Below are 2,018 nucleotides of genomic sequence, written 5' to 3'. Positions count from 1 at the left end.
CTTTCTGCGATATCATAAGCAACCGGATTTATAACTCCCGTGTTATACATTGGTAACTGACTAATCGGATAGAAGAACGGTCGTGTATCAATATTTTTTTCTCTCAGCTTTTTCATCAGGTTATCCCTGTCTATTTTTAATTTCTCAGACAGCAATATTGAAACCATCCAAATAACATTTGTAATTCCCTTTCGTTCAGGATTTAATGAAAAGAGTTCGCTTTGACCCAAATATTTTTTGTACCAGGAAAATATTTTCAGCTTCTTTTTAATGATGCTGTCAATTCTATGCAGTTGTGCTAGTCCAAGTGCCGCCTGAATGTTTGTTATCCTGTAATTGTAGCCCAGCTCGGTATGCCAGTAACGTTTAGTTTTGCTCATTGCGTGGTCTCTTAAATATTTTGCCCGATCATGTAAAACTTGATCACTCGTCGTAATCATTCCGCCTTCGCCCGTAGTGATTATTTTGTTACCATAAAAGCTGAACACTCCGCACTTGCCAAAGCTTCCGACTCTTTTTTTATTTATTGAAGCACCGTGAGCTTCCGCCGCATCCTCAAAAACCGTAAGCCCGTGTTCAGCGGCAATTTTATTAATCGCAGCCATATCAGCGGGATAACCGTACAAATGAACAGGTACAATTGCCTTAGTTTTTGGAGTTATTAATTTTTTTATCGAATCGGGTTTTATACACCATGTTGCCGGATCAATGTCTGCGAACACCGGAATTGCTCCAATGTACTTAACGGCACTTGCTGTAGCAACAAATGTTAAATCGGGAATTATCACTTCATCACCAGGTTTTACTCCGGCAGAAACCATGGCAAGATGAAGCGCAACAGTTCCGTTAGTACAAGATACAGCGTATTTTGTGCCGATGAACTTTGCGAACTGTTCTTCGAATTGAGTGATATACTCTCCTAGCGATGAAACCCAACCGGATTTAACCGCTTTGGTTACGTATTCAATCTCTCTTTTTGTAATTGAAGGTTCTGAAATGGGAATGAATTTAGTATTTTTTTGTGTACTCATTTCTAAGTTCTTTTAATATATTACAAAATAATGTGAGATGAACTAAAACTTTTTCTTTAGAAAGGTTGCTGGTTTGACACCATATATTGCTTTCTCTTCAGTATCCTTGTAAAGATAACTTAGCACGCCAACCCATGTTCCTGTTTTTACAGTAACACCTGGAAGGATTACTGAATTAAGACCTATGGCGCAATTGTCTGAAATAACAATTGGACCTAAAATTAAACTTTGCTCCTTCTCATTAACTAAAGGGGTGAATTTGTATTCAAAAATATCCATGTCATTTTTAGGATTTTTATAATGGTGTGACATAGAATATACTTTTGTTCCGGAGGCTAACCCGCAATTTTCTCCTATCTCAACACCAGCATGGGCTTGAACAACACAAAATGGGGCAATATGCACATTACTTTTTATTATAAGTTCCCCTTCCTTCCCTTTGAAGTTCGGATTTAACTTCCTTTCAACAAGTCTTTTACTGTTTTCTACGATAGCTCTACCAGCTATTAATACACAGTATCTATCAATCCAAATGTTTTCCCCAAGAGAGATGCTTTTAGGTGAGTCAATTATTACACCTTCATCAATATAAAATTTTTTACCACATGCCTTGAACTTATTTTTATAATAAAAGTAGCGAATTTTTCTTCCGCTGCTTCCAGGCCAATAGATTATAAAAAATTTAAAAAATTCTTGTATTGCTTGTATTATATATTTCATTATTTCTCTCCCATGCTAATTAAAAATTTTGTTTTCTTATTTTTCCTTTTAGTTCAACATATTGATTTATGGATATTATACTCTGTAGCAAGTGCATTACCAACTAACGAAAAAAATAAAAAGAACTGCCACGAGCCTGCACCGAGCCACCAACCTTCAATTTGAGCATCAAAAGATAAGGCTACAAGCACTGCAATCATAAATGCTGATTCTAAGCCTACGAGCGAATGTCGAATGTTGAATGCTGAATGTTGAATGCCCTTCGAC

The 2,018-nt window shown here is 36.5% G+C and carries 3 protein-coding genes; all 3 read right to left on the bottom strand.

Annotated elements, in window-relative coordinates; all coding sequences use genetic code 11:
• Nucleotides 1-1,031, bottom strand: a 1,031-nt coding sequence (locus VJJ26_00995) for a DegT/DnrJ/EryC1/StrS family aminotransferase (GenBank protein HLC06739.1), incomplete at its 3' end; no start/stop codon positions are given.
• Nucleotides 1,032-1,073: 42 nt separating this feature from the next.
• Nucleotides 1,074-1,751: an acyltransferase gene (locus VJJ26_00990; protein ID HLC06738.1), complete on the bottom strand. Its 678-nt coding sequence runs from the start codon at nucleotides 1,749-1,751 to the stop codon at nucleotides 1,074-1,076.
• 53 nt (nucleotides 1,752-1,804) lie between these two features.
• Nucleotides 1,805-2,018 (bottom strand): hypothetical protein (locus VJJ26_00985; GenBank protein HLC06737.1); only part of this gene is annotated, 214 nt, incomplete at its 5' end.

Source organism: Candidatus Babeliales bacterium (genome assembly GCA_035288105.1).
GTDB lineage: Bacteria > Babelota > Babeliae > Babelales > Vermiphilaceae > SOIL31.
The sequence above is the reverse complement of the archived record's forward strand: the minus strand, read 5'-3'. Positions and strand labels throughout refer to the sequence as shown.

Excerpts from the sequence above, each read along its gene's own strand:
- VJJ26_00990 (HLC06738.1), bottom strand. The coding sequence starts at position 1,751 with ATGAAATATATAATACAAGCAATACAAGAATTTTTTAAATTTTTTATA.